The 24058-nt window shown below is 70.5% G+C and carries 20 protein-coding genes; 9 read left to right on the top strand and 11 right to left on the bottom strand.

Annotation, left to right across the window (positions count from 1 at the left end; translation table 11 throughout):
- The first annotated feature begins 24 nt into the window (after positions 1 to 24).
- The gene (locus HNR40_RS01660; protein WP_312896147.1) at positions 25 to 1329 is read left to right on the top strand and encodes an MFS transporter; all 1305 of its coding nucleotides are present in this window, start codon (positions 25 to 27) and stop codon (positions 1327 to 1329) included.
- A gap of 58 nt (positions 1330 to 1387) precedes the next feature.
- Here HNR40_RS01660 and HNR40_RS01655 read toward each other — a convergent pair whose 3' ends face one another.
- Positions 1388 to 1819: a gamma-glutamylcyclotransferase family protein gene (locus tag HNR40_RS01655; RefSeq protein WP_184957863.1), complete on the bottom strand. Its 432-nt coding sequence runs from the start codon at positions 1817 to 1819 to the stop codon at positions 1388 to 1390.
- A 72-nt stretch (positions 1820 to 1891) separates the two neighbouring features.
- On the opposite strand from HNR40_RS01655, the gene HNR40_RS01650 reads away from it, so the two are divergent.
- Positions 1892 to 3286, top strand: a complete 1395-nt coding sequence (locus HNR40_RS01650) for an NAD(P)H-quinone dehydrogenase (protein ID WP_184957862.1) — start codon at positions 1892 to 1894, stop codon at positions 3284 to 3286.
- A gap of 268 nt (positions 3287 to 3554) precedes the next feature.
- On the opposite strand, the gene HNR40_RS01645 is transcribed toward HNR40_RS01650, so the two are convergent.
- The 3 genes from HNR40_RS01645 to HNR40_RS01635 form a co-directional block, all read right to left on the bottom strand.
- The gene (locus HNR40_RS01645) at positions 3555 to 4910 is read right to left on the bottom strand and encodes an LPXTG cell wall anchor domain-containing protein (RefSeq protein ID WP_184957861.1); all 1356 of its coding nucleotides are present in this window, start codon (positions 4908 to 4910) and stop codon (positions 3555 to 3557) included.
- 113 nt (positions 4911 to 5023) lie between these two features.
- Entirely contained in the window at positions 5024 to 6772 is a 1749-nt protein-coding gene (locus HNR40_RS01640; protein WP_184957860.1) for an acetyl/propionyl/methylcrotonyl-CoA carboxylase subunit alpha, read from the bottom strand.
- A gap of 37 nt (positions 6773 to 6809) precedes the next feature.
- Positions 6810 to 7529: an SDR family NAD(P)-dependent oxidoreductase gene (locus HNR40_RS01635; RefSeq protein WP_184957859.1), complete on the bottom strand. Its 720-nt coding sequence runs from the start codon at positions 7527 to 7529 to the stop codon at positions 6810 to 6812.
- 129 nt (positions 7530 to 7658) lie between these two features.
- Between HNR40_RS01635 and HNR40_RS01630 the strand changes: the two genes are divergently transcribed.
- The 3 genes from HNR40_RS01630 to HNR40_RS01620 all read left to right on the top strand — a co-directional run bounded on the left by HNR40_RS01630 (position 7659) and on the right by HNR40_RS01620 (position 11414).
- Positions 7659 to 7931 carry a WXG100 family type VII secretion target gene (locus HNR40_RS01630; RefSeq protein ID WP_184957858.1) on the top strand — a complete coding sequence of 91 codons (273 nt, stop codon included), beginning with the start codon at positions 7659 to 7661 and terminating at the stop codon, positions 7929 to 7931.
- Between the two features lie 187 nt (positions 7932 to 8118).
- Positions 8119 to 9255 carry a S8 family serine peptidase gene (locus tag HNR40_RS01625; protein WP_184957857.1) on the top strand — a complete coding sequence of 379 codons (1137 nt, stop codon included), beginning with the start codon at positions 8119 to 8121 and terminating at the stop codon, positions 9253 to 9255.
- A 116-nt stretch (positions 9256 to 9371) separates the two neighbouring features.
- Positions 9372 to 11414 (top strand): serine/threonine protein kinase, encoded by a 2043-nt coding sequence (locus tag HNR40_RS01620; protein ID WP_184957856.1) that lies wholly within the window; start codon positions 9372 to 9374, stop codon positions 11412 to 11414.
- 63 nt (positions 11415 to 11477) lie between these two features.
- Here the strand turns inward: HNR40_RS01620 and HNR40_RS57030 are convergent, their stop codons facing one another.
- From HNR40_RS57030 to eccCa, 3 genes are read right to left on the bottom strand one after another with little or no spacing between them, the layout of a single operon-like run.
- Positions 11478 to 12560 carry a transglycosylase SLT domain-containing protein gene (locus HNR40_RS57030; protein WP_184957855.1) on the bottom strand — a complete coding sequence of 361 codons (1083 nt, stop codon included), beginning with the start codon at positions 12558 to 12560 and terminating at the stop codon, positions 11478 to 11480.
- The gene (locus tag HNR40_RS01610) at positions 12557 to 12892 is read right to left on the bottom strand and encodes a hypothetical protein (RefSeq protein ID WP_184957854.1); all 336 of its coding nucleotides are present in this window, start codon (positions 12890 to 12892) and stop codon (positions 12557 to 12559) included. Before HNR40_RS01610 ends, HNR40_RS57030 begins: the two co-directional genes overlap by 4 nt.
- Positions 12893 to 12895: 3 nt before the next feature.
- Complete coding sequence (gene eccCa / locus HNR40_RS01605) at positions 12896 to 16903, bottom strand: type VII secretion protein EccCa (protein ID WP_184957853.1); 4008 nt, start codon at positions 16901 to 16903, stop codon at positions 12896 to 12898.
- Between the two features lie 199 nt (positions 16904 to 17102).
- Here eccCa and eccD point away from each other — a divergent pair, with 199 nt between their 5' ends.
- Positions 17103 to 18446 carry a type VII secretion integral membrane protein EccD gene (gene eccD, locus HNR40_RS01600; RefSeq protein ID WP_312896146.1) on the top strand — a complete coding sequence of 448 codons (1344 nt, stop codon included), beginning with the start codon at positions 17103 to 17105 and terminating at the stop codon, positions 18444 to 18446.
- 21 nt (positions 18447 to 18467) lie between these two features.
- Here eccD and HNR40_RS01595 read toward each other — a convergent pair whose 3' ends face one another.
- Positions 18468 to 18890: a YbaB/EbfC family nucleoid-associated protein gene (locus HNR40_RS01595; protein ID WP_184957851.1), complete on the bottom strand. Its 423-nt coding sequence runs from the start codon at positions 18888 to 18890 to the stop codon at positions 18468 to 18470.
- Positions 18891 to 19014: 124 nt separating this feature from the next.
- Between HNR40_RS01595 and HNR40_RS01590 the strand changes: the two genes are divergently transcribed.
- The 3 genes from HNR40_RS01590 to HNR40_RS01580 are packed head-to-tail and all read left to right on the top strand — an operon-like array spanning position 19015 to position 20804.
- On the top strand, positions 19015 to 19356 hold the full coding sequence (locus HNR40_RS01590) for a hypothetical protein (protein WP_184957850.1): 342 nt from the start codon (positions 19015 to 19017) through the stop codon (positions 19354 to 19356).
- Entirely contained in the window at positions 19356 to 20306 is a 951-nt protein-coding gene (locus HNR40_RS01585; protein WP_184957849.1) for a hypothetical protein, read from the top strand. Before HNR40_RS01590 ends, HNR40_RS01585 begins: the two co-directional genes overlap by 1 nt.
- 60 nt (positions 20307 to 20366) lie before the next feature.
- Positions 20367 to 20804, top strand: a complete 438-nt coding sequence (locus HNR40_RS01580) for a YbaB/EbfC family nucleoid-associated protein (RefSeq protein WP_184957848.1) — start codon at positions 20367 to 20369, stop codon at positions 20802 to 20804.
- A gap of 28 nt (positions 20805 to 20832) precedes the next feature.
- On the opposite strand, the gene HNR40_RS01575 is transcribed toward HNR40_RS01580, so the two are convergent.
- From HNR40_RS01575 to HNR40_RS01565, 3 genes are read right to left on the bottom strand one after another with little or no spacing between them, the layout of a single operon-like run.
- Positions 20833 to 22197 carry a hypothetical protein gene (locus tag HNR40_RS01575; protein WP_184957847.1) on the bottom strand — a complete coding sequence of 455 codons (1365 nt, stop codon included), beginning with the start codon at positions 22195 to 22197 and terminating at the stop codon, positions 20833 to 20835.
- A gap of 8 nt (positions 22198 to 22205) precedes the next feature.
- A complete protein-coding gene (locus tag HNR40_RS01570; protein ID WP_184957846.1) occupies positions 22206 to 22616 on the bottom strand; it encodes a hypothetical protein in 411 nt (136 codons plus the stop codon).
- Entirely contained in the window at positions 22613 to 24040 is a 1428-nt protein-coding gene (locus tag HNR40_RS01565; protein ID WP_184957845.1) for a WXG100 family type VII secretion target, read from the bottom strand. The genes HNR40_RS01570 and HNR40_RS01565 overlap by 4 nt, the downstream gene beginning before the upstream one ends.
- Between the last annotated feature and the right edge of the window lie 18 nt (positions 24041 to 24058).

Genomic DNA, 24058 nt, shown 5'->3' with positions numbered 1-24058 from the left:
CACCTGTAAGCAAAGGAGCCCCTGGTGGCAACCTCACCTGCGACTGAGTCGCCGCTCGGCATCCCCAGAAGCCGTGTCCGCCAGCTCATGGCAGCCAGCATCGGCAACGTGGTGGAGTGGTACGACTGGTACGCCTATGCCGCCTTGGCCGCATATTTCTCCGTCCAGGTCTTCCCCAAGAGCGCGGACGCCTCCCTCGTGCCCCTGCTGGCCACGTACGGGGTCTTCGCGGTCGGGTTCTTCATGCGGCCGCTCGGCGGCCTGCTGGTCGGCTCGTTCGCCGACCGTTTCGGCCGCAAGGCCGCGATGACCTTCACCATCGTGCTGATGGGCGTCGGCTCGCTCATGCTCGCGATCACTCCTACCTATGAGGCTGCGGGCGTCCTCGCCCCGATCATCCTCACGCTCGCCCGCCTCATCCAGGGCCTGTCGGTCGGCGGTGAGTTCGCCGCCGCCACCACCTTCCTCGTGGAGTCGGCGGGGCCCGGCCGCCGCGGCCTGTTCTCCAGCTTCCAGTACGTCAGCACGACCATCGGCCAGCTCCTCGCCTTGGGCCTGGCCGCCGGGCTGGGCGTCATGCTGGCCGAATCCGACATGAACGGCTGGGGCTGGCGCGTCCCCTTCGTGATCGGCGCCGTGCTCAGCCTCGTGGGCCTGTGGATCCGCAAGGGCGCCGACGAGACCTCGCAGGTCGCCCAGGAGATCCAGGAGGGCAAGGTCGCCCAGCCCAAGCTCTTCGACTTCCTGCGCAACTACCCCAAGCAGGCCGCCCTCATCGTCGGCATCACCGTCGCCGGCACCGTGGCCTACTACACGTGGACCACGTTCCTGCCCACCTACGCAAACATCACCGTCGACTTCTCCAAGACCGAAGCGCAGCTCGTCGGCACGATCTCGCTCGTCTTCTTCATGATCCTGCAGCCGCTGCTCGGCATGCTGTCGGACCGGATCGGCCGCAAGCCCCTGCTGATCACCTTCGGCGTCGGCTTCACCCTGCTGCCGGTGCCGCTCCTGGGCATGCTCGACAACACCTTCGCCAGCCTGCTACTCATCCAGTGCGTCGGCATGGTCTTCCTGGGCTGCTTCACCTCGATCTCGGCCGCGGTGAACTCCGAGCTCTTCCCCACCCGGGTGCGGGCCGCGGGCGCGGGCTTCCCGTACTCGCTCACGGTCGCCCTCTTCGGCGGTACGGCTCCGCTCATCGGGACCGCGTTCATCGACGCCGGAAACCCCGGGGCCTTCCCCTGGTACATGTCGGCGCTGGCCCTGATCTCGACGCTCGTCTACGTCTTCGCCCTGAAGGAGACCAAGGACCAGCCGCTGCGCTGACCGTCCCGGCGGCACACCCGGGCGTGTTCACGCGCGCCCGGGCGTGTCGCGGGCGGGGTCAGAGAGACGTGCAGGGACGGCCGCGCAGTTCCTTCACGTAGTCGTCCGGCGCGCCGGCCTTCTCGGCGGCGTCGGCCAGGAAGCCGAGATAGCGGGCCGGCGGAAGGCCGCCCTCATAGGCGTCGAGGACGTAGAACCAGGCGACCAGCTCGCCCTCCAGCGTCTGCACCCGCAGCCGCACCTTGTGGTAGACGCCGCGCGCCGCGCCCTCCCACTGGTCGAGCGAGTCTTCGTCGAACTCGGGCACGTCGTAGAGCACCACGAAGACGTGCTCGTCGGGATCCTCGACGATCGTGGCCAGCGCCTCGGGGCCACCGAACGTCAGGCGCCAGCCCTGCAGCCAGCCCGCGCTCCGGACTGGAGAATGCGGCGCCCGCAAGGCCATCTGCCCGGGGTCCAGGTTGCTGCCGTATGCGGCGTAGACAGGCACAGCAGCTAAGACTAGCGCCCCGGCCCCCGCCCCGTTCGCCTGCTGCTCAGGACATGCGGAAGAATGGGACACGTGACTAGGATCGTGATCATCGGTGGCGGACCAGGCGGCTACGAGGCGGCGCTGGTAGCCGCGCAACTTGGCGCGGAGGTCACGATGGTCGAGCAGGACGGTCCAGGCGGCGCCTGCGTGCTCACCGACTGCGTGCCGTCCAAGACGCTCATCGCCACCTCGGTCCGCAAGCAGGCCCTCATGGACGCGCCGTCGCTCGGCGTCTCCTTCTCCGGCGGGCTCGACGGTGACGCCGGGGTCGCGCAGGTCGATCTGCCGCTGGTCAACAAGCGGGTGAAGGAGCTGGCCCAGGCGCAGTCCATGGACATCGAGACCAGGGTGGCCGCCGAGGGCGTCGAGATCATCAAGGCGCACGGCCGCCTCGTGGACCCGCAGGTCGTCAAGGCGGGCGAGCGCACGATCAGGGCGGACGTGGTCCTCGTGGCCACCGGCGCGACCCCGCGCATCCTGCCCGGCGCCGAGCCCGACGGCGAGCGCATCCTCACCTGGCGCCAGCTTTACGACCTCGACGAGCTGCCCGAGCACCTGATCGTCATCGGCTCCGGCGTCACCGGCGCCGAGTTCGCCGGCGCCTACCGCTCCCTGGGCTGCGAGGTCACGCTCGTCTCCAGCCGCGACCGCATGATGCCCAACGAGGACGCCGACGGCGCCGAGGTGCTGGAGGAGGTCTACCGCAGGCGCGGCATGAACGTCATGGGCCGCTCCCGGGCCGCCTCGGTGACGCGCACTGCGGACGGCGTCCTGGTCACGTTGGAGGACGGCCGCGTGGCCGAGGGCTCGCACGCGCTGATGACGGTCGGCATGGTCCCCAACACCACCGGCATCGGCCTGGCCGAGGCCGGCGTCCAGCTCGACCGCAACGGCTTCATCAAGGTCGACAAGGTCTCCCGCACCTCAGCGCCGGGAGTCTACGCCGCGGGCGACTGCACCGGCGTGCTCATGCTGGCCTCGGTGGCCGCGATGCAGGGCCGGATCGCCGTCTGGCACGCGCTGGGCGAGGCCGTCCAGCCCCTCCGCCTCGCGACGGTGGCCTCCAACATCTTCACCGACCCGGAGATCGCCGCGGTCGGCGTGGCCCAGCGCTCGATCGAAGCAGGCGAGATCGAAGCCAACGTCGTCAAGCTCCCCCTGGCAACCAACGCCCGAGCCAAGATGTCGGGCTTCAACGACGGCTTCGTCAAACTCTTCTGCCGCCCCCACACCGGAATAGTCCTGGGCGGCGTAGTAGTGGCCCCCAGAGCCTCAGAACTGATCCTGGCGGTCTCGGTAGCGGTCCAGCAGCGCCTGACAGTAGACCAACTGGCCCACACCTTCGCCGTCTACCCATCCCTGTCCGGCAGCATCACCGAGGCAGCCCGCCGCCTCATGCAACCAGAAGCGGCAATAGGCATCTGACCGGCTCGCCGGGTCTTACCTCTTACCCGGTCGAGGTGGGCCGTATCGGCGGCGCGTTTGTCCGACGTGAGAAGCGACCCCCACGATCGGCGCCAGCGCGGGTCGGCGGGTGGCGTGGGGGCGGCTTGCCGTAACCGCTAAAAGGCCGTCAACACTCGCAACCGCTGGAAGGCTTTCAACACCCGCAACCGCGACAAGGCTCTCAACACAACGGGCGCGTCCTCCAAGAGGACGCGCCCGCAGTGTTTATCAGATGAGACTAGATGAGTTACCAGTCGCCGCCGCCGAAATCGCCGCCGCCGAAGTCGCCCCAGCCGCCGCCGCTGTCGCCGCCGCCGAAGTCGCTTCCGCCGCCACCGAAGTCGCCGCCCGCGCCGGCGTCGGAGTAGCCCGCGCCGTAGCCGCCCATGCCCCAGCCGCCCATCATGCTGCCCATCATCGTGCCGATGAACATGCCGGTCATGATGTCGCCGAAGCCGCCGTAGTAGCCGTAGGCGTACGGCTGGTAGGCCGGGCCCGCGTCATAGTACGGACGGCGCTGGCCGTCGACCATGACCTCGCGCATCTGCGGATCGAAGCCGCGCTCGACCGCCTCGGCGTCCTGTGCGCAGGCCGGCACTTCGCGCACCGCGCCGCCGGGCGGAGCCCAGGTGACGTCGCGGACGGACGGGCCGTGCTGCGGGTTGAAGAAACAGGGCGCGCGGCGCTCGGGCACCGGCTGGTTGCTGACCTTGGCCTTGACGACGGCCAGCGAGTAGCGGCCGTCCTCCAGCGTCTGGGTGACCTCGCGGATCTGGTCGGACCGCTCGATCGTGGCCAGCTGGGTCTTGGCCTTCTCGTAGGAGTCGAGCGCGTGCTGCCACTCGTCGATGTGCTGGCCGCCCTCACCCGCGAGGGTGACGTCGGTGTCGAGCGAGGTGATCTCCTCACCGAACTTGGTGACGTCCTCGTCGACGGTCGTCTTGACCATCGCGAGTTCCTTGGCCTGCTTCTCGGCGAGCTTCTTCTTCTTGTTCTTGGAGTAGAGGAAGTAGCCGCCGCCACCCACCAGGGCGATGGCGCCGAGACCGATCAGCGCGCCGGTGCCGCTGCCGCCACTGCTGGGCGAACCGGACGACAGCGCGGACTTGCTCTTGCCCTCGGCCAGCAGGTTGATCCGGTTGACGAACTCCGTCATGCCAGCGGCGATGTCGGAGTTGTTGCGCGTCGACAGGGTCGCGATCTGACCAGTCTGGTTACGGCCGAAGTTCGATCCGGCGAACAGGGTCTTGCCGTCGAGCACGGCGACGGTCACGCGGGCGTTGTTCTTCGCCGCGGCCGTCGCGTTGCCCAGGGTGGTCAGGTAGGTCTTCACGTCGGTGACCGAGCCATCGGGCAGCGCCGCGACGTAGATGTCGCTCTTGGAGTCCTTCAAGGCGGACCGGATCTCCGACTGCTGGTCGGATGTCAACGCGGAGCCGTTCTCCACGAAGAGCGGATCCTTCTTGTCCTTCCAATAGGACAGGACGGTCTGGGCGTCAGGCGGCGCCGCGGCGTGTGCAGCGGGGGACAGCGCGAATACAGCGAGTAGACCGGCGATCAGAGCCGCGGTCGCGGCCCCCGCTCGGCGCAGCGAGTGGGTCATGGGCAGCTAGCCTCCTTCGCCCTTCAGGACGAACGGGCGGTCGGGAAAGTTCCTCATCTCGCACGTTACCCGGCTGGAGGGCATCGGATGGGCGTTGCGCGGGCTCGGAACCCTCAGGCGTCCTTGATCTCGCAGATCGTCGCGCCCGAGGTGACCGTCTGCCCGACGGCCGCGGCCAGGCCGGTGATGACGCCCGACTTGTGCGCGGTGAGCGGCTGCTCCATCTTCATGGCCTCCAGCACGACCACCGTGTCGCCCTCCGCCACCGTGTCGCCGTCCCCGGCCACGACCTTGACGATCGTGCCCTGCATCGGGCTGACGAGCGCGTCGCCGCCGGCCGCCGCCTTCTTGGCGCCGCCCGCGCCGCGCTTGGGGGCCTTGGTGTTCGCCGAGGGCGTACTGCCGGCCGTAGCCAGACCGGCGGGCAGGACCACCTCCAGGCGCTTGCCCCCCACCTCGACGGTCACCGTCTCCCGGACGGGGGCCTCACCGGCGGCGATCTCCCCTGAATAGGGCGGGATCGTGTTGTCGAACTCGGTCTCGATCCACCGGGTGTGGACGGCGAACGGCTCGGCGGTGAAGGCCGGGTCCTCGACGACGGCCCGGTGGAAGGGCAGCACGGTCGGCATGCCGTCGATCTCGAACTCCGCCAGCGCCCGGCGCGAGCGCTCCAGCGCCTCGGTACGGCTCCGCCCCGTCACGATCAGCTTGGCCACCAGCGAGTCGAACGACTGGGGCACCGTCATCCCCGCCTCGTACCCGGAGTCGAGCCGCACACCGGGCCCCGACGGCGCCCGCAGCACGGTCAGCGTCCCCGGCGCGGGCAGGAAGTTGCGCCCCGCGTCCTCGGCGTTGATCCGGAACTCGAAGGAGTGCCCGCGCAGCGCCGGGTCGTCGTAGCCGAGCGCCTCGCCGTCGGCCACCCGGAACATCTCGCGCACCAGGTCGATGCCGGAGACCTCCTCGGTGACCGGGTGCTCGACCTGGAGCCGGGTGTTGACCTCCAGGAAGGAGATCGTGCCGTCCTGGCCGACGAGGAACTCGCAGGTGCCCGCGCCGACGTAACCGGCTTCGCGCAGGATGGCCTTGGAGCTGGTGTAGAGGGTCTCGACCTGCTCGGCCGACAGGAACGGGGCCGGCGCCTCCTCCACGAGCTTCTGGTGGCGGCGCTGGAGCGAGCAGTCGCGGGTGCTGACCACGACCACGTTGCCGTGGGTGTCGGCCAGGCACTGGGTCTCGACGTGGCGCGGGCGGTCGAGGTAGCGCTCGACGAAGCACTCGCCGCGCCCGAACGCGGCCACCGCCTCGCGCACCGCCGACTCGTAGAGGTCGGGGACCTCCTCCAGCGTGCGGGCCACCTTGATGCCGCGGCCGCCGCCGCCGTACGCGGCCTTGATGGCGATCGGCAGGCCGTGCTGTTCGGCGAACGCGACGACCTCCTCGACCCCGGAGACCGGGTCCTTGGTGCCGGCGACCAGCGGCGCGCCCACCTTGGCGGCGATGTGCCTGGCCTGCACCTTGTCGCCCAGCGCCGCGATGGCGGCGGGCGGCGGGCCGATCCAGGTCAGCCCGGCGTCGATGACGGCCTGGGCGAAGGCGGCGTTCTCGGACAGGAAGCCGTAGCCGGGATGGACGGCGTCGGCGCCCGACTCGGCGGCGATCCGCAGCAACTTGGCGATGTCGAGGTAGGTCTCGGCCGGCGACTGGCCGCCGAGCGCGTAGGCCTCGTCGGCGGTCTTGACGTGAAGGGCGTCGAGGTCCTGCTCGGCGTAGACGGCGACGCTGGCGATGCCCGCGTCCTTGCACGCGCGGGCCACCCGTACGGCGATCTCGCCCCGGTTGGCGATGAGAACCTTGTGCACCGGTGTCTTTTCCTTCCTCGACAAGCTGGAACGGAGTTTATCTACCGAGGTACGCCCCTCCGTTGACGTGGACCACCTGCCCCGTCAGATGTCTCGCACCGGGCGAGGCCAGAAAGAGTACGGTCTCGGCCACGTCGGCAGGTGTGGCGGGTCGCCCGTTGCGCGTGTTGTTGACCCTGGCCCTGATGCCGTCCTCGGTCAGGCGGCCTCGGAAGAACTCGGTGTCGACGACCAGGCCGGGGGAGACGACGTTGGCGGTGACGCCGCGTGGGCCGAGCTCGGCGGCCAGGTCGGCGGTCCACGACTCGACGGCCGCCTTCGCCGCGCCGTACGAGCCTGAGCCGGTGCCGCGGGCGGCGATGGAGCCGATCGAGATGATCCGCCCGCCCTTGCCGAAGCGCGGCAGCAGCGCGGTCGTGACCAGGACGGCGGACAGCAGGTTGGCGTTGAGGTTGGCCCACCAGGCCGCGGCCACGTCGGGGAGTTCGCCGGACGGCTCGCGGTCGAGGTTGGTGTTGCCGCCCGCGTTGTTGACGAGCACATCTACATGGCCGGGCAGGTGGGCCTCGGCGTCCTTGACCGCGGCCGGGTCGGCGGCGTCGAAGGCCACGTGCGCGGCGCCGAGCCGCTGGGCCGCCTCTTTCAGTACGTGCTCACGGCGGCCGGTGATCGTGACGCGGTCACCGAGCGCGATGAACGCGGCGGCGATCGCGTACCCGATCCCGGTGCCGCCGCCCGTTACGACAACCTCGCGCATGGGGACGAAGCTCCTCCAGGTCAGAACAATCCTCTGGAAGACCATAACCGCTCGGCATAACTGGGGGCGATGGGCCCCTCTGATGCCTATGGTGAGGGCGCTCTCTCGTCGCGACAGCAGGAGGCAACCATGAGTCAGGGTCTGCTCGGTGGCAACCCCGCGGAAATGCAGCAGATGGCGACCCAGTTCACGCAGCAGTCGGAGACGGTGCGGGCCACCATGGCGGCGCTCGACCGCGAGGCCGCCAAGGTGGGCACGGCCTGGACGGGTCCGGGCGCCGACCGCTTCAACGGTGCCTGGCAGACCTACCGGGCCTCCTTCCAGCGGATGGCCGAGGAACTCCAGGAAGCGGCCCGGGTGATCAACACCTACCGGGGCAACATCGAGTCCGCCACACGCTGACCCGCCACGGCTCCGCGGTCCCGGGCCGCGGAGCCGTACCGGAAGGCCGCCCAAACCCGAACCACAGCCCGCCGGCCCGCCCAAAGCACGCCAGTCCGCGCAAAGCACGCCAGTCCGCGCAAAGCGCGCCAGGCCGTCCAAAGCCGGGCCAGGTCTTCCAAGGCGGGACCGGATAGGGTGAACGGCCATGATGGGTCGCGCCTTTCTGGTCAGCCTGGTCGCGCTGCAGTTCCTCGCCGCGCCCGCCGCGGCCCAGGCCGCGCCTGACGACTGCGACCCGGAGAAGGGCAACTTCCAGCCCGGCGTCTCGTGGGCGCAGCAGCGCATGGACGTGCGGCGGGTGTGGCCGCTGACCCGGGGCGACGGCGTCAAGGTGGCCGTCATCGACAGCGGCGTCGATCTGACTCACCCGCAGATTCCGGTGTCCGGAAAGGCCGACCTGACCGGCAAGGGCTACCGCGACTGCGTGGGCCACGGCACCGCCGTCGCCGGCATCATCGCCGCCCGCGACATGAAGGGCGTCGCCTTCCACGGCATGGCGCCGAACGTGAGCCTGATGTCGTTCAAGCAGTCGCACGACGGCAAGGGCGAGCTCAGCCTGCTGGTGAAGGGCATCAAGGCCGCCGCCGACCTCGGCGCCGAAGTGATCAACATCTCGATCCAGGCCGAGCACCACCCCGCGCTGAAGGCCGCCGTCGACTACGCGCTGGCCAAGGACGCGGTGATCGTCGCCGCGGCGGGCAACATCAGGAAAGAGGACCGCACGGAGAGCGCCGCCTACCCCGCGGCCTACGAGGGCGTGCTCGCCGTCGGCGCGGCCAACAAGCAGGGCGTGCGCTCCGACTTCTCCAACTCCAAGACGCCGGTGGCCGTGCTCGGCCCCGGCCAGGAGATCACCGCGACCTGGCCCGGCAAGTCCTACCAGGCCGATCTCAACGGCACGAGCTTCGCGGTGCCGTACGTGACGGGGGTGGCCGCGCTGGTGCGCGCGCGTTTCCCCCACCTCAACCAGGAGCAGGTACGGCGCCGCGTCATCGCCACCGCGGAGGGCTCCACCGGCAAGGGCACCGGCGCCGGCATGGTGAACCCGATGCTGGCGGTGACGATGGTGCTGCCGTACGAGCCGGTGAACGCCCCGGTGGTGGCCCCGCCGCCGCCCGCGCCGATGGGCAGGGACGCGGTGGCCAAGGCGCCGCCGGTGGACCACGACGCGATCGCGAAGGCCGGGATCATCGCCGGCGTCGCCACGCTCCTGGTGATCCTCGTGATCACCGCCCGGGTCTTCATGCCCATGAGCCGGAGGCGGGCCCGCGGTCCGGTTTAGTGTCACTACGGCGTCTTGACAGTGAAATGTCGGATCGTAACCGAAACTACTGATACATATGGGACTTTTTTGGTTCAATGTGTCTCGATCATGACTACTCATGAAAGAGACGGCCAATGACGCCTTTGCGGCCGGAGGATCCCCCGCAGATCGGCGAGTACACCCTCATCGGCTTCTTGGGTGAGGGGCCTCGCGGGGCCATGTATGTGGGCCGGGCGGAGGACGACGCCCCCATCAGGGCGATCAAGCTGCTGCCGCCCGAGCCCGAGGTCACACCCGAGGCTCTCGCTCGATTCACCGCCGCCAAGCGGGTCTCGAGCTCCTATATCGCACGTGTGCTCGACTCCGGCTGGCACGAGGACCGGCCGTACCTGGTCCGTGAGCACGTCGAGGGCCGCAGCCTGGCCGCGACCGTGGCCGAGGACGGCCCGCTGGCCGAGGACGCGCTCGAACGGCTCGCGCTCGGCATCCTCACCGCTCTGTCGGCCGTGCACCTGGCGGGCATCGCGCACCGCAGCCTGACCCCGCACAACGTGATCATGGGCGCCGACGGCCCGAGGGTCACCGACGTCGGTCTCGGCGACCCGGTCGGCGAGGTCGGCTACCAGGCGCCGGAGCAGATCAACGGCCTGCAGTACGGGCCGTACGCCGACGTGTTCGCCTGGGGCGCCGTCGTGGCCTTCGCGGGCAGCGGCGAGCCGCCGTTCGGCCAGGACGGCCAGGCCGTGCTCAACGCCGAGCCGCACCTGCCCTTCGACGCCGAGCCGCTGCACCGTGTCGTCCGTGCCGCGCTGGCCAAGGGCGTGCACCAGCGGCCGACCACCTACACCGCGCTGCTGCAGCTCCTCGGCGACACCGGCCCGGCCAGCGGGATGATCCCGCCGCCGCCGGAGGTCCGCCCGGACGCGGAGACGATGATCCAGCAGGAGCAGCCTGTCCAGGGGGTGCCGGTGCAGCCGGGGCCGGTGGTTCCGCCGGCGCCGTTCCAGCAGCAGGGGCCCTCGTGGGGGGCGCCGCAGATCCCGAACCAGCAGCAGCCGCCGCTCAGGATGGAGCCGCTGACCGGCGCCGCCGTCGGCGCCGAGCGTCCGCGCAAGCGTTTCCCGCTCGCCCTCGTGGCCGGGCTCGGCGTCATCGCGCTGCTGTCCGGCGTCGGGCTGTGGGGCGCGGGACAGTACGCGGAGATCCAGCCCGTCGCGCAGTCGGCGGCCAGCGGCAACAACGTGGTGAAGATCCCGTCGGTCGCCGGCGACTCGGGCACCGGGACGGGCGGCGTGCCCTCCGCGGGTGTTCCCGCCGACGGCCAGGGTCAGCCCGAGCAGCCGCAGCCCACGATCACCGTCCCGTGGGCGGTCACCTCGCCGCCGCTGGACGACGACGGCGTAGGGCCGCTGGTGCTGCCGACCGAGTGGCCCTCGGCCAGTGGTACGCCGTCGGTGCCCGAGCTCACCTCGCCGCCGACGCCGACCGCCGCGCCCACGGTGCCCGCCGTACCCACCACGCAGCCCACGCAGCAGCCCACGGCTCAGCCGACGACGGAGAAGCCGCGCAAGGGCTCGGGCAAGCCGTCGCCGACGGCCACGGTGACGAAGACCGTGGAGCCGTCGGACAAGCCCACTCCGACGCCCACGCAGAAGCCGACCGAGGAGCCCAAGCCGACTCCAACGCCGACGCCGACGCCCACCACCGAGGAGCCGAAGCCGACTCCGACGCCGAAGCCCACGCAGAAGCCGACGGAGGAGCCCAAGCCCACTCCGACGCAGAAGCCCGAGCCGGAGAAGCCCAAGCCGACGCCCACGCAGAAGCCGGAACCGCCGAAGCCCGAGCCGGAGAAGCCGAACCCGCACACGCCGACCGCGGCCTGTGGCGGCGGGTTCTCCATCCAGCGCAGTCAGTCGTTCGCCGGCGGCACCACTTACCAGCTGTACAACAACAGCACGGGTGAGAACTGCGTGGTCACGATGAAGACCACCAACGTCGGCAAGGCCAGCCCGGTCAGCGCCACCCTGGAGGTTCAGGGCGGCGGGTCCAAGACCGACAGCGGCAACTTCGAGTACTACGCGGGTCCGGTGAAGCTGCCGGCCAAGGGTAAGTGCGTGCGGTTCTCGGGGAGCGCCGGCTCCGCGAGCACCAGCGCGGGCTGGGCCAACTGTGGATAACGGACACTTCGGTTAGCGAACACGAAAGCGCCCCCCGGGAGGAACCGGGGGGCGCTTCTCCTTTTAGTAGCCGCTGTATCCGGCGCCGGTCTTCATGCCGACCACGCCGGGCACGTTCGAGACCGATCCGTACCTGCTGACCGCGTAGCGGACCCCCGCGATGATGTTGTCCACCGGGTCGTAGATCTTCGTGTGGCCGGGCAGCGCGTGGGAGTTGAACGTCGGGTCGATCGTCTGCATCAGGCCCTTCGAGGGGTGCCCGGCGGCGGCGTTGGAGTCCCACAGGTTGATCGCGTGGGGGTTGCCGCCCGACTCGTGCTGGATGATCATCCAGATGTCGTTCGGGTTCATCTTCTCGACCGGCACGCCGTTGGCCTTGAGGATCTCGATGGCCTGGTCGATCCACTCCTTGACCTTGCCGGTCGGCGCCGGGCCGCCGCCCGCGGGGGGCGGCGGGCCACTGGGGCCGTAGCCGCCGACGTTCCGCCCGCCGCCGCCTCCTTGGCCGCCGGAGCCGCCGCCGTTCTTGCCGTAGTCCTCGGTGGGCTCCCAGACGATCGTGCGGCCCTTCGCGGGCGTGAACTCCTCCTTGGCGATCTCCGGGATGGCGGCGAAGGTGAGCGGCCGGCCGTCCAGGAAGCCGCGGATCGCCGTCTTGGCGGCGCTCACGTCCTTCTCCGCCTTGTCGACGTGCACCTTGGCGTCGATCTCCGCCTGGTCGATCAGCGGCTTCGTGCCCGCGTCGCAACCCGCCTCGGTGGCGTCCTTGTTGTTGGCGAAGTAGGTCGTGTGGTAGTTGGCCATGTCGGTGGTCAGCTTGGTGGCGATGCCGTCCACGCCCGACTTGGCGTCGCGCAGCGAGGACGCCGCCGTGTCGAGGGAGGACGCGGCGTTGGACAGCAGCAGGTAGAGGCCCTCGCCGGCCTTGCCGTACTTGCGCATGTACTCCACGAAGGCGTCGGCGGAGCGGCCGTGCCAGGCCTCGTCCACCACGTTGACGGCGCGGCCCAGCGAGCCCACGTAGTCGTCGGTCTCGTCCGAGATGCCCCGCCACGACTTGGCGATGGCGTCGAGGGCCGCGGGGTCGCCGGTGACCTTGCGCTGGAGCGCGGCGATCCTCTCCGGTACGGCCGGCGTCGCGCTCACGACGTCGCCTTGTGCGCGTCCTTGACGTTCTGCTCCACCGCGCTGAGCCCGATCTCGACGTCGTGGAGCTTCCTCCTGGCCTGGTCACCCTCGTTGATCAGCGTCGACCAGACCTCGTCCACGATCTTGGCCAGGGATTCGGAGTCCTTCAGGTGCCCGGCGACCTCCGCCGGGGTGGCCTTGCGCTGGATCTCGACCGTGCCCTCCTTGTTGTAGGTGGGCTCCTTGCCGCCGTTGTTCTCCAGCCTGACGTCCGCGTATTGGTTCTTGGCCTTGTAGATGGCAGTTCGGCACTCGTCGAGCGCCTTGTAGTGGATCTCGAGGTTCGCCATTTCCTACTCTTCGGTCTCCGGTGGGGTGAGGAAGGCGGTCTGGATGAGGCGCGTGCCGAACTTCCTGTCGACGAGGGTGCCGCGTCCTGGAGGCAGCGGCTGCGCCCGTACGTTGTTGAACAGGTAGCCCTCGTCCTTGCTGCCCGACATGATGAGCGCGGGGCTGGCCATGTCCTTCATCCGCTGGATGACGGGGTCGAACATGGCCCGGCCGGCGCCGCCCATCTGCCGCGAGATGATCACGTGCAGGCCGATGTCGCGGGCCTGCGGCAGCAGGTCCACCAGCCCCAGCAGCGGGTTGGACGAGGTGGCCACCAGGTCGTAGTCGTCGACGAAGATGTAGAGGTCGGAGCCCGCCCACCAACTGCGCGAGCGGAGCTGGTCTGGGGTGAGGTCGGCCGGGGGCAGGCGGCTGAGCAGCGCGCCCTTGGCGTCGTTGACGATCTCGGCGGCGGCCGCGCTGGAGGCGGCGTAGCCGATGCGGTGGTCGCCGACGGCCGCGTCGAGCAGCGCCCGGCGGTAGTCGATCATGATCATCATGGCCTGGGCCGGCGTTTGCCTGGCGACCAGGCTCTCGGCCACGAGCCGCAGCAGGTTCGACTTGCCGCTCTCGTTGTCGCCCAGCACGATGAAGTGCGGGTCGTTGTCGAAGTCCAGCAGCGCGGGCTGGAGCGTCGCCTCGTCGATGCCGATCGGGATCTGGTGCGGCGCCGCCTGGTCGGGGCCGGGCAGCGTCGAGACGGGCAGCACGGCCGGCAGCAGGCGTACCACCGGGGCCTGGGGGCCCTTCCACGCGTCGCGTACGGCCTGCACCAGCCCGCGTACCCCGTTGGCCAGGTCGTCGGGGGTCTGCACGCCGTCGATGCGCGGCAGCGCCGACAGGAAGTGGAATCCGTCCTTGGTGAGGCCGCGGCCCGGGACGCCCTCGGGCACCGCCAGGGCCTTCTTCCTGTTGACCTCGGACTCGTAGGAGTCGCCGAGCTTGAGCTCGATCCTGGTGCCGAACAGGTCGCGGATGCTGGGGCGGAACTCCGACCACTTGTTGGTCGAGGCGATGACGTGGATGCCGTAGCCGAGCCCGCGCGCCGCCAGGTCGGTGATGGTCGGCTCCAGGCCCTCGAAGTCCTGGCGCAGCGTGAGCCAGCCGTCCACGAGCAGGAAGACGTCGCCCCAGCCGTCGCCCTCGATCGTGCCCTCCGCCAGCATCCGGCGGTAGGCGGTGATCGACTCGATGCCCTGTTCGGCGAAGCCGCGCTCGCGCTGCTCCAGGATGGCGGAGATCTCGGCGACCGTGCGGCGTACGCGGTCGCCGTCCAGGCGGGTGGCGACGCCGCCCACGTGCGGCAGGCCCTCCAGGGACGCCAGCGAGCCGCCGCCGAAGTCCAGGCAGTAGAACTGCACCTCGCGGGGCGTGTGCATGAGCGCCATGCCCGCCACCAGCGTGCGCAGCGCCGTGCTCTTGCCGCTCTGGGTGCCGCCGGCCAGGCCGACGTGGCCGCCGCCGCCGGACAGGTCCAGCCAGAGCGGGTCGCGGCGCTGCTCGAAGGGCTTGTCGATGATGCCGACGACGGCGTGCAGCTTGCCCCTGCCCGGCCAGCCGGCGGGGGACAGGCCGAGCTCGGGGGTGACCGTCAGCGGCGGCAGCAGGTGCGCCAGCGTGGCCGGCTCGGCCAGCGGCGGCAGCCAGATGCGGTGCGCGACCGGGCCGTGCTCCGACAGGCGGTCCACGACGACGTCCAGGAGGCTGTTCTGGCCGCCGCCGGCGGGTTCCTCCTGCTGGTCCTCCTCGTTCGGCTCCGGCGCGGGCGGCTCGTCCTCTTCCGGGAGGGGGACGAAGGCGGTGCCGTACTCGAAGATCTGGTGGGAGGGCGCGCGGCCGTCGGAGGTGACGGCGCCGGAGGGGTCGGCGACGTAGGCGCCGGAGACGTAGGCGGCCTTGAAGCGGGTCATTCCGGTCGTGTCGAACTTCAGGTAGCCGTTGCCGGGCGCGGACGGCAGCTCGTACGCGTCGGCCACGCCCAGGACCACCCGGCTCTCCATCGCCGAGAAGGTCCGCAGGCCGATCCGGTAGGACAGGTGGGTGTCCAGGCCGCGCAGCCGTCCCTCTTCCAGGCGCTGCGAGGCCAGCAGCAGGTGCACGCCGAGCGAGCGGCCGAGGCGGCCGATCATGACGAACAGGTCGATGAACTCCGGCTTGGCCGACAGCAGCTCGCTGAACTCGTCCAGCACGACGAACAGCGTGGGCATCGGCTGGAGGTCGGCGCCCTGCTCGCGGGCGCGCTCGTAGTCGCGCAGCGAGGCGTAGTTGCCCGCCGAGCGCAGCAGCTCCTGGCGGCGCACCATCTCGCCGTGCAGCGCGTCGTGCATACGGTCGACCAGCGGCAGCTCGTCCTCAAGGTTGGTGATGACCGCGGAGACGTGCTTCAGGTTCTCCAGGCCGAGGAAGGTCGCGCCGCCCTTGAAGTCGACGAGGACGAAGTTGAGGATCTCCGACGAGTGCGTGATCGCGAGGCCGAGCACCAGCGTGCGCAGCAGCTCCGACTTGCCGGAGCCGGTCGCGCCGATGACCAGGCCGTGCGGGCCCATGCCGCCCTGCGCGGACTCCTTGATGTCCAGCTCGACCACGCGGCCGTCGGCGCCGAGCCCGATCGGCACCCGCAGCCGGTTGCGGCCCGCGCGCGGCTGCCAGGTCACGGCGGGGTGCAGCCTGCTGGGGTCGCCGACGCCGAGCAGGTCGGTCAGCGAGGTGTTGACGCCCAGCACGTCCTGGGCCTCGCCGCCGCCGGACACGGCCGAGGCGCGCAGCGGCGCCAGCTGGCGGGCCAGGCCCTCGGCCCGCATGAAGTCGAGCGCGTCAGGGTCGCCGAGCCGCGTGGTGGAGCGCTTGCCCGCGTGGTCGATCTTGACCATGTGGAACCCGTCAGCCTGCACGTCCAGGCGGAGCATGCTGCGCTCCTCGACCACGCCCGTGGACTCCGACAGGTCGATCACGGTGACGCCCTGGATGGCGTCGGTGCCGAGCTGGGAGTCGTGCGGCACGATCCCGCCGTCCACGATCACGACGTGGTACGGCAGCGCGTCCGCGGCGCCCCCGGCCCGGAACCTGGCCCGCTCCTTGAGCTCGTCGCCCACCATCTGGTCGAGTTCGCCCATGTTGTCGGTGATCAGCCGGACCTGGCCGGCCCCGTCGCGCGCCTCCGGGTGGAGGGCGTGGGGCATCCACTTCACCCATTCCCAGTGCGGCATCCACTCCTGGCCGGCGCAGACCATGACCCGCATGTCGTCGGGGGAGTGGAAGACGGCGAGCTGCGCGATGACCGCCCTGACCAGCTCGCGGACGGCCACCGGGTCGCCGCTGAGGTGGATGCGGGCGAAGGAGTTGAGCGCGACGGCGACCGGGAGCTGCGAGACCGTGGAGTGGGCGCGGACGAACCTGCGCAGCGCTCCGGCCGACAGCGCGTCGAGGTCCTCGACGGGCTTGGAGTCCGGCGGGACGAGCTGCACGGCCAGCTTCTGGACGCCGGTGCCGAGCCGTACCGTGCCGAAGTCGTCGTCGCGCGGACGGCGTTCCCACAGGCGCGGTCCCATGGCCACCCACCACAGCGAGTCGGGCGAAGGGCCGCTCCATTCGAGCGCCTCGCGCTGCTGGACGGCGGCCTTGCGGACCTTGCGGCGGATCTGGGCCAGGTAGCGGAAGTAGTCGCGGCGCAGGCCGTTGAGGCGGTTCTTGCGCTCGCCGGCGTTGCGGCCCATCTGGCCGATGGACATGCCCAGCATCGAGACGGCGAACAGGCCGCTGGCAACGTACATGAGCGGGCTGGCGTTGCCGCCGGCGGTGAACATGAGCCCCATCGCCGCGCCGCCGGCGAGCATCGGCACCCAGGTGAGCATGCCCATCAGCCCTGCGGGCTGCACCTCGGGGATCTCGGGAGGCGATTCCAGCAGAATCTCCCCTCGGGGAGGCTGCGGGCTGGGCCGGCGTTCCGGGCGCCGTACTACAACGATGCTCACTTGCGGTGAAACCTCCTGTCGCAGATCACCTTCATACCAGATGCAATGTCCCGATATGTTCGGCCTGTCCCTTGGAGGAGGAACGGTCGTGACTTCGCTTGCCCATCAGCCGATACAGCATCCGATGCAACAGCCGATGCAACCCGTCCAGCAGGGCGCGTTGCCGCAGGCCCCGGCCCCGCTGACACCCCTTTGCCATGTGACCGTCGTCGCCCCGCGCCGCAGGGCCGACCTCGCGCTCCCGGCGGACATCCCGCTGCCACACGTGATGCCCGGCCTGTTGCGCGCGCTGGGGGAGGCGGGCGGAGAGGCGGCCGCCGACCCCGGCTGGGTGCTGCAGCGCCTGGGCGGCGCGCCGCTCGACCTCGGGCAGTCGCTGGGCGCTTTGGGGGTGCTCGACGGGGAGATCCTCTATCTGCGTCCCCGGGAGGCGGCCATGCCCGCCGCCCTCTTCGACGACGTGGCCGACGTGGTGGCCACCGGCGTGAAGGACGGTTCCGGACGCTGGGAGCAGCGCCACACCAAGACCATGGGCGTCGGGGTGGCCGCCGGGCTGCTCGCGCTCGGGGCCCCCGCGCTCATGCTGGCCGGCGGCTCCGCGGTGAGCCTCGCGGTCGTGTCGGGGATGCTCGCGCTGGTGCTGCTGATCGTCGGCACGGTGTTGTCGCGGGCCGTGGGCAACTCCTCCGCGGGCGCGCTGATCGGCTACACGGCCCTGCCGTACGCCTTCCTCGGGGGTCTGTTCGCGCTGAGCTCGGGGGTGGTCGGCGCGCCGCAGCTGCTCGCCGCGCTCGCCTGCACCGCGCTGGTGGCCACGCTCGGCGCCGCGCTCACCTCCGACGGCGTCGCGGGATTCCTGGGTACGGCTGTCGCCACGGTCGTCGGCGCGATCGGCGCGGCCGTCGTCATGATCTTCGATGTCCCGGCGGCCGGCGTGGCCTCGATCGCCGTCACGCTGCTGATCGCCTTCAGCCCGATGGTTCCGGGCATGTCGTTCAAGATGGCCAGGGTGCCGCTGCCCGAGCTGCCGACCAACGCCGAGGAACTGCGCGCCGACAACCAGCGGCTCGACAGCGCGGCCGTGCTGGAGCGGACCGGTCAGGCCCGCCGCTACTCCACCGGAATGATCATCGGCCTCGCGCTGACCGCCGCCGGGGCGCTCGTGCTCCTGGTCATGGAGGACTCGTGGATGGCCGTGGCGATGGCCGCGGTGCTCTGCCTGGCGCTGCTGCTGCGCTCGCGGGTCTACCACGGGCTCGGGCAGCGCGTGTGGCTGATGGTCACCGGCGTGGCCGGGCTGGTCGCCCTGGGCGTCGGGATGAGCGCCGGCATGGGGACGGTCGCGGCTGCCGGGCTGGCGCTGGGGCTGCTCTGGGCCGCGCTGCTGGCGCTCGGGCTGGGGCTCTGGCTGCCCACCGGGCGGCCGTCACCGTTCTGGGGCCGGGCCGGTGACATCGTGGACGTCATCCTGATCGTCGCGCTCTTCCCGCTCGCTCTGGGCGTGCTGGACGTGTACTCGTGGATCCGGGGGCTGTCCGGCTGAGGGTTCTGGGCCGCGCGTGGGTCAGCGGTCGAAACGGCCGTCGTGGTCGCGGGTACGCATGCGCTGGAGGCGGTCGACGCGGGCGTCGCTCTCGCGGGCGAAACCGTCCTGGAGGTCCTCGAACTGCCGCATGATGTCGGCCGGGTCGGCGTTCTCGCCGGGTGGCAGCAGGGCGCGGGTGGCGCGGTCGAGGTCGTCCTGGGCGGCGGTGACGGCCTCGACCACCTGCTCGGCCAGCTCGGCGGAGTCGAGCCGCATCGCGCGGGCCTCGATCTTGAGCTTGCGGATCCGGCCATCGTGGCCGACGGCGGCGCTGATCATGCCGCTGCGGCTCTCGCCGGTGCCCGAGGTGTCCTTCAGCCCTTCCATGGCGTCGAGCAGTTCGCGCATGCCGCGCTCGCTGGCGCGGACCAGGTCGTCGAGGTCGTGTTCGCTGTACTCCATGAGGGGAAGGCCACCGGCGGCGGGTTAACCAATGGCGAGCGGCGCCTGACGCCCCGCTGAACCGATCATGAAAAACGGCGCTATCGGCAGGGATGGCGCTAAATGTCGGCAAGAATCCGGATTTGTGGCTACTAACTCGTCGGTCAACGGCCTCGCTGCCCTGCCCCAGCAGGAGGTCTACGTGACCTCCTCGGCCATCGCCCACCTGCGTTCCCGGGTCGACAACGAGCTCGCGGGAGCGGTCACCTTCGTCCGCGACCTGGTCGAGACCACGCGGGTGGACGGGATCGGCTTCGGGCCGCTCGGCGGACTGATCATGGGCGGCGCGTACGAGGACCTGCGCGACTGGGCCGACTCGACGCTCGGCGAGGCCCGGGGCACGGTCGACGGCTGGTCCTCCGGACTGGAGCTGGCCAGGCGCAACTGGCGTACCGCCGAGGACGCCAGCAAGGTCAGGTACCGCTGATGAGCGTCCCACCCCCGCCGAAGCCCACCGGCCCGCCGCCCGGCCAGCCGGTTCCGGCCGCGCCGCCGCCGGCCGCGCCCGCCACCCCTCCCGTCACTCCGGCGGCCACCCCTCCCGTCACTCCGGCCGGTGCCCCGGCTGCCACTCCGGCCGGTGCCCCCGCGGCCGCGCCGGCCGCCGCCGCGCCCGCCTCGTCGGCCGCGGCCGTTGAGTCGTTCGGCCAGCGGGTGCACACCTTCCTGAAGCGGGTCGGCAAGATCGGGCTCGGCCTGACGCCCGCGATCGTCATCTCCGCCGGCATGATCGCCAACGAGCCCGGCATGGCCCAGGCCGCCAGCAACTGGAAGAACGGCGTCGCCGCCCGCCTGGACGACGGCATCAAGCAGCTCCTGCCCCAGCTCATCAGCACCTCCAAGGACGGCTGGATCGCCCGCGACCGCGAGGAGTTCGAGCGGGTCCTGTGGATCTTCCATCGCGAGATCGGCGCCCTGCGCTCCACCCTCGGCGACATCGGCGGCATGATCGACGAGGTGGCGGCCAGTTACCGCGGCTTCTGGCTGCGGATGGCCAACCTGGGCGTCGCCGCCGTGGCCCTGCTGATCTTCGCCAAGCGGCTGCAGGCGCTGCCCAACACCGTGGTGGCCGGGATGCTCCTGGAGAAGTTCGTGACGCTCGGCGTGAACGCGACCACCGCGATCCTGACGATGCTGCTGTCGTCCACGCTGAAGTCCGCGGGCGAAGTGATCACGACCGTCGTGAAGAAGCGGCACCAGTTCGGCTACGTGATCCCCGGCGGCCAGGCGGCCATCGACTTCACCAGCATCACCTTCGACTCGGCCAAGTACCCCTCGTTCAAGGCGCCGCCCAAGCCGGGCGCGATGCCGGACGGGCACGAGCACTTCGACTGGATCGAGCCCAAGCAGGTGCCGGTGCCGCTGGACAAGCCGTAAACCTTTCGGGCAGGCTGCTCCGAGCGTTTGATCCTTTTTGGCTGGCTTTGGAGGGGCTTCATGGAAGAAGGGGAGTTCCGGGCCGAAGACCTGGACAAGGTCCTGCGGTCGAACGAGCGGCAGTTCGCCCGCGTGGGGGAGCTCCAGCAGACCCTGGGCGAGCTCATCGGGCGCGGGGAGGACGAGCACGGCCTCGTCTACGTCGAGTACGGCAGCGCCGGCCTGCGCGAGCTCAAGCTCCACCCCAAGGCGATGCGGCTGAGCTCCGCGGAACTCGCCGACCTGATCAAGCTCGTGATGGCCGACGCGGCCGCCGACCTCCAGCGCAAGGTCACCGAGGCCATGGACGCCGTGTTCGGCGACCAGAACCCGATGAGGTATGTCGACGACCCCGAAGGCATGCTCGCCGACATGCGCTCCGCCGAGTCCGCCTACAACCGCGTCTACGAGGACGCGATGGGCGAACTCGACAAGATCCGCGACCGCATGGAGATGTGAGCAGTCCGCCCTGGAGCCCGGCCCCGCCTCAGGCTCCGTCGATGCGGGTGGGGCTGATCTGGTGCGGAACGGCCCAGACGTCGCCCTCCGGGTCGTAGATGTCCCGCTCGCGCTCCGAGCCGCCGCTCTCCGCGCCTCCTGCCGCCGGCATGAAGGGCATGAACGGTGAACCGGTGCCGGGCGTACCGCCGCGAAGGACCGCCGGCGCCGCGCCCGGACCACCCGTCGCGCCGGTGCCGTAGCCCGTGCCGGGCGGCGGCTGCCCGTTGGTGATCACGCCCGTCGGGGTGAACGGGTTGCCCGTGGCCGTCGGGTTGTACGGCGTGGGCGTCGGGGTGTTCGTGGTGGTCGTGGGCGGGGTGCCGGGCGGGTTGCCCGTCGGGTTGTTCTGGAAGTCGGACAGCTCGGTCTGCGGGTCCGCGCCGATCACCGGGGGCACGCTTTCCTGGTCCTGACCGGGCTTCTGGTCCCCGGGCTTGTCGTCACCCGGCTTCTGGTCTCCGGGGTTCTGGTCGCCAGGGTTCTGGTCTCCGGGCTTGTCGTCCCCGGGCTTCTCGTCTCCAGGGTTGTTGTCTCCGGGCTTGTCGTCGCCCGGCGTCTTGTCCTCAGGGCCGGGCTTGTTGTCACCGGGGTTCTGGTCGCCGGGCTTCTGGACGCCGTCGTTCCCGGTGCCCCCGGTGCCCCCGGTGCCTCCAGTCCCTCCGGTGCCGCCCGTGCCGTCGTTGCCGCCCTGCCACGTCCCGTCCTTGCCGGTGGGCACGTTGGAGCTGCCGCTCGGGTCGACGTTGGGCGCCTTCTGGGTGGCCACCTCGATCGGCGCGATGGCCGGGAAGTCGAAGGCCAGTCCGTCGGCGAACTGCCCGTTGTAGGTGATGATCTCGTCGTTGAGCGCCTTGAGATGCGCCCGCGCGGCCTCGTCCGGCGTCTTCGGAGTGTTCGTCGCCGGGTCGCCCGTCGTGCCGCCGACCTCGCCAGTCTTCTCCGGCGTCGTGCTTGAGGGCATCGTGGTGCGGTACTGGCGCAGCGTGTGCGCGTAGGCGGACAAAGGCGCCGCCGTGTGCATCATGGCGTCGCCGATCGCGCCCGCGGTGGCGTGCAGCGCGCGCAGGGTGTTCTGCGCGGTCGTCGCGCCGTCGTCGCGCCACACCTTCGCCAGCTCCGTGGCCGCACGGGTCAGGGCGCCCTTGAGGCCCTCCTCCGCCGCGTTGGGGTTGCCGTCGGGCGGCCCGACCAGCTCCATCGCGGTCAGGAACGCCTGCCCCGCGGCGGCGACCTTGTCCGGGTCGGTCGCCTGGAGCAGCCGGTCGATCTCGTCCCTGGTCAGCGTCTTCTCTTCGAGCTCGCCCAGGTAGTCGTAGATCCGGATGGGCTCCCAGCCCTTGTTCTCAGCCATTGCCGATCCTAAGCACTGCTGTCCCGATGGCCTTTTTCATAGTTCTGCACAGCCTTCTCGATGCCTTCGACCAGCTTCTCGACATGGTCGATGAGCATCAGGTACTTGCCGTTGAGCACCTCGTGCGCCTGCGTGGCGTTCTGGCCGAAGTAGTTGGCGACGTCCCACTTGCCGGTCTGCTCCGGGCCGATGTAGCCCGCGGTCTTGAGGTCCGAGGGGGTGCCGCTTCCCCCCGCGCTCAGCTCGCCCGCCTTGCCCTTCAGCGCGCCCAGATCCTCCCTGAGCACCTTGAGAATCTGCTTGACGCGCGTGTGGTCGATGTGCGGGCCGTCGTGGTCGCCGTACCCGTCCAACCCCGGCCAGTTGGGGGTGAGTTCCAGCGAAGGGGGCGCCTGGCCCCAGTCGTCCGGGGGCCTCATGCCTTGCCCTTCGACTTGTCGTTGATCAGCGGGATGGTGGTCTTCTGGTCGCTGGAGAACACGTCGTCGTCCTCGAGCAGCCAGGTGCTGCGCTCCCGCTCCTCCTCGTCACCCTTGTTGCCCGCGCCGGTCATGGGCATCATCGGCGTCATCGAACCCGCGCCGCCGTACGCGCGCATGGCCCCCATCGCGCCGTTGCCGTTGCCGGGACCTCCGCCCGTGCCGCTGAAGGTGCCGTTGCCCACGTTGGCGTTGCCGTACGTCGTGGCCGGGCCGCCGGTGTTGTTGTAGGCGGACAGCTCGGGGTTGTACGAGGCCAGGGTCGTGTCGGGGCCGTTGGGGGCGCTGAGCGCGTTGGGGTCGAAGCCGGGGGTGCCCGGTAGCTTCCCGTCCGGTGCGCCGCCGTTGAGGTCGCCGCCGTCGCCGGTTCCGTTGCCGGGCCCGTTGCCGTTGAGGCCGTCTCCGTCGAGTCCGGAGCCGTTCATGCCGGGCAGGCCGGAGCCGTTGAGGTTGCCGTCGCCAGGCAGCTTGCTCGTCGGGTCGAACGGGTTGTAGCCCGGCAGTTCGCCCGGCTTGCCGGCGTTCAGGTCGCCGTTGAGGTTCGGGTCGACGCCGTTGAGCGCGTTGGGGTCGAAGCCGATGTTCGCGCCGCCGGGCAGGCCGCCGCCGTTCGGGAGCTTCCCGTTGTAGGGGGTCAGCTCGGGAACCTTGGGGTTGATCGTGAACTCCGGCGTGTCCGTCCTGAGCGAGACGGGGAACAGCTCATTGTTGATCTTGGTGATCTCGCTCAGCTTGTCGATGTGCTGCTTCGCCAGCTTGCGCTCCTTCTCCTCCTTGGACTCGCCGAAGAGGTTGGCGAAGGGGGTGTCGGAGAACAGCGAGGTGATGCCGCCCAGGATCGTGCCGGTGACCGCGCCGATCACGGCTCCGGGGACCGCGCCGACGCCGCCGGCGAAGAACCCGACTCCCGCGCCCACGGCGGTGCCGGCCGCGCCGCCTTCGAAGGCGGCCTCCAGGAAGGAGATGTCACTGCCCGGGTCCTTGGGCACGCTCTTGCCGCTCATCGCGGTCAGCACGACGGCCTGCGAGACCAGCGCGGGCGCCACCCCGTGCGGCTGACCGCCGGATTCGACGGCGATGGCCGTCGAGATGTTCTGCGCGGACTCCTTGAGCCTGCGCAACTGGGCCTTGACCGTCGTGGCGTCCTCGCCGGCCGACCAGGACTTGTCGAGCGCGACAAGGTTCCTGTCGATGACCTCGATCAGGTTGTCCAGCCGCTTCTTCGCCGAGGAGAGCTCCGCGGCCGCGTGCTTCAGCAGCTCGGGATTGTTCTTGCTCAGCGTGTCGCGGAGCATGTCGAGCGTGGCGCCGTCGAACTCGGTGTCCTCCATCGGCACCTTGATCGGCGAGTCGTTTACGGCCACGGACCCCCCTTCCTCAGG

Source organism: Nonomuraea endophytica, assembly GCF_014203235.1.
GTDB lineage: Bacteria > Actinomycetota > Actinomycetes > Streptosporangiales > Streptosporangiaceae > Nonomuraea > Nonomuraea endophytica.
The sequence above is the reverse complement of the archived record's forward strand: the minus strand, read 5'-3'. Positions and strand labels throughout refer to the sequence as shown.

What these genes read in the sequence shown, in the direction of transcription:
- HNR40_RS01595 (WP_184957851.1), bottom strand. Translation starts at nt 18,890, where the DNA reads ATGGAGTACAGCGAACACGACCTCGACGACCTGGTCCGCGCCAGCGAG.
- HNR40_RS01610 (WP_184957854.1), bottom strand. Translation starts at nt 12,892, where the DNA reads ATGGCGAACCTCGAGATCCACTACAAGGCGCTCGACGAGTGCCGAACT.
- HNR40_RS01635 (WP_184957859.1), bottom strand. Translation starts at nt 7,529, where the DNA reads ATGCGCGAGGTTGTCGTAACGGGCGGCGGCACCGGGATCGGGTACGCG.
- HNR40_RS01625 (WP_184957857.1), top strand. Translation starts at nt 8,119, where the DNA reads ATGATGGGTCGCGCCTTTCTGGTCAGCCTGGTCGCGCTGCAGTTCCTC.
- HNR40_RS01620 (WP_184957856.1), top strand. Translation starts at nt 9,372, where the DNA reads ATGACGCCTTTGCGGCCGGAGGATCCCCCGCAGATCGGCGAGTACACC.
- HNR40_RS01585 (WP_184957849.1), top strand. Translation starts at nt 19,356, where the DNA reads ATGAGCGTCCCACCCCCGCCGAAGCCCACCGGCCCGCCGCCCGGCCAG.
- HNR40_RS01580 (WP_184957848.1), top strand. Translation starts at nt 20,367, where the DNA reads ATGGAAGAAGGGGAGTTCCGGGCCGAAGACCTGGACAAGGTCCTGCGG.
- HNR40_RS01575 (WP_184957847.1), bottom strand. Translation starts at nt 22,197, where the DNA reads ATGGCTGAGAACAAGGGCTGGGAGCCCATCCGGATCTACGACTACCTG.
- HNR40_RS01645 (WP_184957861.1), bottom strand. Translation starts at nt 4,910, where the DNA reads ATGACCCACTCGCTGCGCCGAGCGGGGGCCGCGACCGCGGCTCTGATC.
- HNR40_RS01570 (WP_184957846.1), bottom strand. Translation starts at nt 22,616, where the DNA reads ATGAGGCCCCCGGACGACTGGGGCCAGGCGCCCCCTTCGCTGGAACTC.
- HNR40_RS01630 (WP_184957858.1), top strand. Translation starts at nt 7,659, where the DNA reads ATGAGTCAGGGTCTGCTCGGTGGCAACCCCGCGGAAATGCAGCAGATG.